This window comes from Nitrosomonas sp. (assembly GCF_043753625.1).
Lineage (GTDB): Bacteria > Pseudomonadota > Gammaproteobacteria > Burkholderiales > Nitrosomonadaceae > Nitrosomonas.
This window is the reverse complement of sequence record NZ_JAYUWI010000122.1, coordinates 23,764-30,749: the sequence shown is the minus strand read 5'-3', so window position 1 is coordinate 30,749 and position 6,986 is coordinate 23,764. Positions and strand designations below refer to the sequence as shown.

Below are 6,986 nucleotides of genomic sequence, written 5' to 3'. Positions count from 1 at the left end.
TGGTTGTGGTGTTTTTGGCTTGGTTACCTTTTTGAGCGGATTTTCTGTCATCCAACCCCATTCGTTAATAGCGATATTAAACGCATGGGATAACATGCCCCATTCACGCAGCACGGTTGCCGAGACAACTGATCCCAATCTTTTGTCGCGCCACTCAGCCATGTGACAGGGCTTTAATTCATCAAGCTGTACCTTGGCTATATCTTCCCTGCATATACCATTAACTCGATAGCCTTCCTCTACCGCTCCACGCTTATTAACTGAAACAGTAGAAACATATCTTTGCAACAAATCCCCAACGGTTTTGCCATGGCCACCAGAGAAACCGCCCTGGATAATTTTCTTCTCGATTTCGGCGGCCCACATTTGCGCGGCAATCTTTGTTGGAAACATTGCAGACTTGCGCACACCCTTACGCGCAACAGCCGCCTCATAGCCAGAACCCTTTTTCCTTATTGATGCCATTCTCGCCCTCTCCGTAAATATTCCGTAAATGATACATGAAAAACAGGAGAAAACAGATAGAAACAATAATCCTTGCGGAATTCAGGCAGCCTAGAAACTAGCTGTAATGCCGGTGTTTATTGGATAAAGTGGGAAAGAGTGAAGAAATAAGAAATATATGCCGCCCCACCAGTTGTGCAGCACTTCATGGCCGAGCGAGGTATCGCGGATAAACGGCAGTTGCAGCACATTGATGCCGAGATAGGTTAATGTCGGCATACCAAAACCGGTCGGCGTGGGACTGGAGACAATGCTGAACTCGGTGTACGGATACTCGCCTATCCATTTCTCATACAGGATCAGATAGCGCTTGACGGCTTCCAGATAATCGCCCGATAGTTTGCCGATTTGCGGGTGGAAGTAGGTACGCAGTTGGATCGGCCGGTTATTGATATTTTGGTGCGTCTGCGTTTCAATCACATACGGCCCGGCCATCAAATCAATGCCTTCGGCTGGGTGTGGGAATTCAAAAGCGGCGTGATAGCCTTGTTCGGATTCACGCTCTTCAATTAACCGGCCGGCCACTAGGCCACGCTGACCGGCAGGCAATTCCAATTTGACTTTATAGCGCGCCAATCCATCTGCAACACGTGGATACCAGTTGGATGCATCGGGTAAGAAGGTACCGGCTTCACCGCTGGCAGCAATCGGTCTTCCCAAAGTCTGCTGATGATCGAGTGAGTCGTCCAGTTGCGCCAATTTCCCCCGCCAATGAATCTCAAACTGATGCTGTTGACTGAAATTAAAGGGGATCTTCCAAAGATGCGGCTGATTGGTCTGTTCACGGCCGATACCCAGCAAATTACCATTAAATAGCGCTTCGGTGACTTCAAATGCCTGTCCCAGCACTAGGTTAACCTCCCTGGGATTTTTAACCGTGATGATGCTTTTGCCTTCGATGGTACGGGCGATGGGATCGATCCGTACCGTCATATCGTAATCAATCTCGTTATAATTAACGGGGGCTGCAATAGCAAGCTGCGCAACGCTGCCGATGAATAAAAAAATGAGAAAATTTCTGATGAATACGCGACCTGTCATAAGATAATGAAGTGTTGATTAATATTTGAGTAATGGAAACTTGGCGATGATTCGCATTTCTTGATCATCTCGTTTGATTTTTAATGGCAACCAGGTTCCCGGCGCCTGACGTTTCACGATGGTGACAACATCCTCGGTATTTTTAAGTGGCAACCCGGCCATTTCAAGAATCACGTCGGAATCCTGCAACTTGGCAGCCGCAGCTATGCTATTTTTCTCAACTTGCAACACCACGGCCCCGCCCCTGCCCATTTCAAAGCGAATACCCAGCCGTTGGAATTGTGGCTGAAAAGATTCGGAAGCATTGGGCAGAACGCCAAACACGGCATCCGCCACACCTTTCACGAGATTTTTGCAGGATTTATTGCTATCCCACGGCAATAACGCAGCAACATTCTGAACGCCCAAGTCATGCAACTGATGGGTAACACCAAAACCATGCAGCACATGGCCTGCGCCCATCACACCGACAACCAATGGTTTTTCTGAACCGGTAGATTCCGCTATAGCCCGGTGTAGTATCTGCGCCATGGCGCGATCCCACAATTGCTGCCCGGAAATAAAGCGCCTGAAATCCGGGTCATCCTGATTCATTTCCCCTTTCTGCTTATCTTTGCGATCATGCTGCTTATAAATCGGAAATAAATAATCCAAATAGGCCTGGCTTGGTTCGGCAGGCCGCGTCAATCCTTCACGTTGCTCTATTGAAACCCCATAAAAACCCTTTTCCGACACCAGACGCCGCAGATTCGATTCAATATTCAAAGCCCGCATGGGAATATGGTTCATGCGCGCAAAATGAAATAAGGGCAGATACAGATTGGCATCGGTATTCCAAACCCGGTCCCATTCCGCCGCCCGCAGAAATTCTTTTTCCGTTAACTCACCGGCGACCCATTTATCCAGCACCGCCTGTACCCGGCGCGGAAACATTTCAAACCCGATCACCATATTCGGACGCACCGCATGCAAGGCAACCAGGGTTTGCAGTTGCCAGCGGTGATGATCGGCATTGACGTGCGTTTCACCCAGCAGCACCACCGAGGCTTTCGCTGCACGCGAGATGACATCCTGTTGTGTGGTCTGCCCGGAGCCTGGAATCACCCAATTTCCCAATGGTACGCAATCCTTTGGCACGGGTTTTTTTGCCGGTGTAATAGCAGCCCAACTATTACTCCAGCACAAACTCAATAGCAATGTGCCCAGGATCAAAATTCTGTTGCGTCGGCTTATACTAAAATTTGTCATTTCTGATCATCCTGTTAATAGATCAATTCCTAAGAAAACACAGTTGACTTCATCCAAAGTTCGACAAGCCTATCACGAACGGGATTAACACATTACCGTTCGCCCTGAGCTTGTTGTTTATCCAACCCACTTACGCGCATTTCTGAACAGGCGCATCCACGGACCATCATCAGTCGAGCCAGAGCGTGCATTGGGATACCAGGAGTGTTGCGATACCCGGAACACTCGCTCCGGATGCGGCATCAATACATTAAAACGTCCATCGGGCGTGGTTAACCCGGTTATTCCCTGAAGCGATCCATTCGGATTATAAGGATAATTCTCAGTAATTCTCCCGTGATTATCCACAAAACGCATCGTCACCAATGCAGCAGCATTCTCCGGTTGAACGGAAGAAAATTCAACTCTGCCTTCACCATGTGCCACCGTGATCGGCATCCGGCTGCCTGCCATGCCATCAAAAAATAACGACGGGCTTTGCTGTATTTCCACCATCACAAAACGCGCTTCAAATTGTTCCGATACATTGCGCTTAAAACGCGGCCAAGCCTCAGCGCCGGGAATGATTTCATGCAAATTGCTCATCATCTGACAACCATTGCAGACACCCAGCGCAAACGTATCGTTGCGCTGAAAAAACGCCTCAAACTCAGACCGTGCGCGGGCATTGAATAAAATCGATTTGGCCCAGCCTTCGCCCGCACCGAGTACATCGCCATAGGAAAATCCGCCGCACGCGACAAATCCTTTGAAATCTTTTAGCGACACACGCCCCGCAATGATATCGCTCATATGCACATCGATTGCGGTAAAACCTGCCCGGTCAAACGCCGCCGCCATTTCCACATGGCCATTCACACCTTGCTCACGCAAGATCGCCATGCGGGGACGTACACCGGTTTGAATATTCGGCGCGGCAATATCTTCATTCGCATCAAAATGCAGTGCAACCTGCAGACCGGGATCAGCGGCATCCAGAATGCGGTCGTATTCCTGTTCCGCACAGACCGGATTGTCGCGCAGTTTTTGCATCTGATACGTGGTTTCTGACCAGGCGCGCTGCAAATCGATCCGTTTTTCTGCCAGCACCGGCTTATTATTGCGCATCAGGCGGATTTCATCGGTTGCGTTCAGCTGTCCGATAACAAAGCTGACATCGCGCAATCCAGCTTCGGTCAATATCTGCATGACTTCCTGACGCTGCGCGGTTTTGATCTGCAGAACGACGCCCAATTCCTCATTAAACAACACAGCAAACAAACGTTCCAGGAAGCGGCCGCTCAACTGCTCGGGCCGCAATTCAGATCCGTCGATATCGCTACACTGCGCGTCAAAACACAACTGATCCAGATTAACCGTCACTCCGGTATGTCCGGCAAAAGCCATTTCGCACAGCGTTGCAAACAGACCACCATCGGAACGGTCATGATAGGCCAATACTTTATTCCCCTGATTGAGTCTTTGGACAGCAGTAAACAATGCCTTGAGTTTGGTAACCCCAGCTTCACCGTCGATATTTGGCGCGACATTACCGACTTGTTTATACACTTGCGCCAGCGCTGAACCGCCCAAACGATTCTGCCCATGCCCCAAATCAATCAGAATCAATTCGGTGTCACCGCAATCGTTGCGTAATTGCGGCGTTAAAGTTTTGCGCACATCGGTGACGCTGGAGAATGCGGAAATGATCAGTGATAAGGGTGCCGTGACTTCTTTGCGAATCTTCTCATGCGTCTTTTGATCGGTCTCTTCCCAGGCGGTCTTCATCGACATCGAATCTTTCCCCACCGGGATGCTGATTCCCAGTTGCGGGCACAATTCCATGCCGACGGTATAAACCGCATCGTATAACCCGGCATCTTCGCCCGGATGACCCGTCGCAGCCATCCAATTGGCTGAAAGCTTGATATTACCGATCTCAGCAATCGCTGCGGCAGCGATATTGGTGATCGCCTCGCCGACCGCCATCCGCGCTGCCGCCGCAGGATCAATCAACGCCAGCGGCGTGCGCTCCCCAATAGCAAAAGCTTCACCCAGATCAGTCTGATACCCCATGCTGGTCACCGCGACATCTGCGACCGGAATCTGCCACGGGCCGACCATCTGATCGCGCGCCGTCATGCCGCCGACACTGCGGTCACCAATCGTGATTAGAAAAGTTTTGTCAGCCACCGCAGGCAAACGCAAAACCCGGTAGGCGGCTTCCGTCAAATCCGTACCAGACCAATCAAGTGCCGGGAGTATTCTGCCGCCGTGAACAACATTGCGGGTCATTTTGGGCGGTTTGCCCAGCAATACCGACAAAGCCATATCAACAGGCGGTATTGCTGATTCCTGATCAGTGACCAACAATTGTTCATCAGCGGTTGCCTCGCCCACGACTGAAAATGGGCAACGCTCGCGCTCACAAATATTTTCAAATAGCCTTAGCGATTCCGGTTTGATAGCCAGTACATAACGTTCCTGTGCTTCGTTACTCCAGATCTGCATCGGCGACATGCTGGATTCCTCGGAAGGAATATCGCGCAAATTGAAACGCCCACCTCGGCCGGAGTCGTGCACCAATTCCGGAAACGCATTGGATAAACCACCCGCACCGACATCATGAATGAATAAAATCGGATTGCCTGCACCGGTTCTTTCCAACTGCCAGCAGCGGTCAATCACTTCCTGAGCACGCCGTTCCATTTCCGGATTGCCGCGTTGCACCGAGTCAAAATCCAACGCTTCCCGATTGGTGCCGGTATCCATGCTGGAAGCCGCGCCACCACCCAATCCAATTAGCATACCCGGCCCGCCCAATTGAATCAGCAAGGTACCCGGCGGAAATTTTTCCTTGCGCACGTGCGCGTCTGAAATTTGCCCGATGCCACCGGCCAGCATGATCGGTTTGTGATAACCGCGCATCTCCCCGGCAACCCGCTCTTCGAATGTACGGAAATAGCCCGCCAGATTAGGCCGTCCGAACTCGTTATTAAATGCCGCGCCGCCGATCGGTCCTTCCAGCATGATCTGCAACGCCGAAGCAATGCGACCGGGTTTGCCATAAGTTGACTGGCCATCGGGATTGGAACGATCGTATTCCCACGGTTGCGCATAACCGGGTATGTTCAGATTAGATACCGAAAAACCGGATAACCCGGCCTTGGGTTTGGCGCCCCGGCCGGTTGCACCTTCATCGCGGATTTCTCCGCCGACACCGGTTGCAGCGCCGGGAAAAGGAGAAATGGCGGTCGGGTGATTATGTGTTTCGACTTTCATCAGCAAATGTGTTTTTTCTTGGGCGTAACCATAAACCTGCTGGTTTCCCGGATAAAAACGCGTTATCTCCGCCCCTTCGATGACGCTGGAATTATCGGCATACGCCACAATCGTGCCTTGCGGATGCGTTTGATGCGTGTTGCGGATCATCGCAAACAGCGATTTATCTTGCGATTTGCCATCCATAATCCAATCTGCATTAAATATTTTATGGCGGCAATGCTCGGAATTCGCCTGGGCAAACATCATCAATTCGACATCGGTCGGATTGCGCGCAGCTTGCGTAAAATGATAGGCCAGATACTCAATTTCATCTGCCGACAGCGCCAATCCCATGGCTTGGTTCGCCTGCCGCAGCGCCTCGATACCGCCGCTCATCACGTCAATGGTGTTAAGCGGCTTCGGTGCAAAATGCTGAAATAACTTGGCCGCATCATCGAATGAACCAAATACGGCTTCCGTCATTCGATCATGAATGAGCGGTGCAAGGCGTGCCTTATCCGCTGCAGAAAGTTTTGCATGACATTGAATATAAAACGCGATACCCCGTTCAATCCGCTCGACTGCAGCTAATCCGCAGTGGCGTGCAATATCCGTCGCTTTACTCGACCAGGAAGAAATGGTTCCTGGGCGTGGCAATACTAAAAAAAACTCGCCGGGATACGGATTATTCTCCTGCGCCGGATCATTGTTGAGTAACTTTTTCAGCGCACCCAGCTCATCATTCTGCAGGTTTCGTGTTACCGAACAAAAATGCCAGTATTCCGTATGGATCGCGGATACTTGCAAGTTCAGTATATTAATTGCTTTGAATAATTTTTCCAGACGAAACGGAGAAAGCGCACGTCCACCACAAAATTGGAGCATCAGAGGAAATAAGCGATTATTTAAAGATTGCAATTTTACACGAGAAGATGTACTTATCGTGGATC

Annotated in this window: 3 protein-coding genes and 1 pseudogene; all 4 read right to left on the bottom strand. The window is 50.5% G+C overall.

The features are described 5' to 3' along the window. Positions 1-465: pseudogene (locus ACH10T_RS10555) on the bottom strand (hypothetical protein); the annotation flags it as partial. Between the two features lie 90 nt (positions 466-555). Then, entirely contained in the window at positions 556-1,545 is a 990-nt protein-coding gene (locus ACH10T_RS10550; protein WP_394809233.1) for a hypothetical protein, read from the bottom strand. Between the two features lie 18 nt (positions 1,546-1,563). Beyond that, entirely contained in the window at positions 1,564-2,793 is a 1,230-nt protein-coding gene (locus tag ACH10T_RS10545; protein WP_394809232.1) for a ChaN family lipoprotein, read from the bottom strand. A gap of 117 nt (positions 2,794-2,910) precedes the next feature. Beyond that, positions 2,911-6,921 (bottom strand): phosphoribosylformylglycinamidine synthase, encoded by a 4,011-nt coding sequence (gene purL / locus ACH10T_RS10540; protein ID WP_394809231.1) that lies wholly within the window; start codon positions 6,919-6,921, stop codon positions 2,911-2,913. Positions 6,922-6,986: the final 65 nt, after the last annotated feature.

Excerpts from the sequence above, each read along its gene's own strand:
- ACH10T_RS10550 (WP_394809233.1), bottom strand. The coding sequence starts at position 1,545 with ATGACAGGTCGCGTATTCATCAGAAATTTTCTCATTTTTTTATTCATC.
- ACH10T_RS10545 (WP_394809232.1), bottom strand. The coding sequence starts at position 2,793 with ATGACAAATTTTAGTATAAGCCGACGCAACAGAATTTTGATCCTGGGC.
- purL (WP_394809231.1), bottom strand. The coding sequence starts at position 6,921 with ATGCTCCAATTTTGTGGTGGACGTGCGCTTTCTCCGTTTCGTCTGGAA.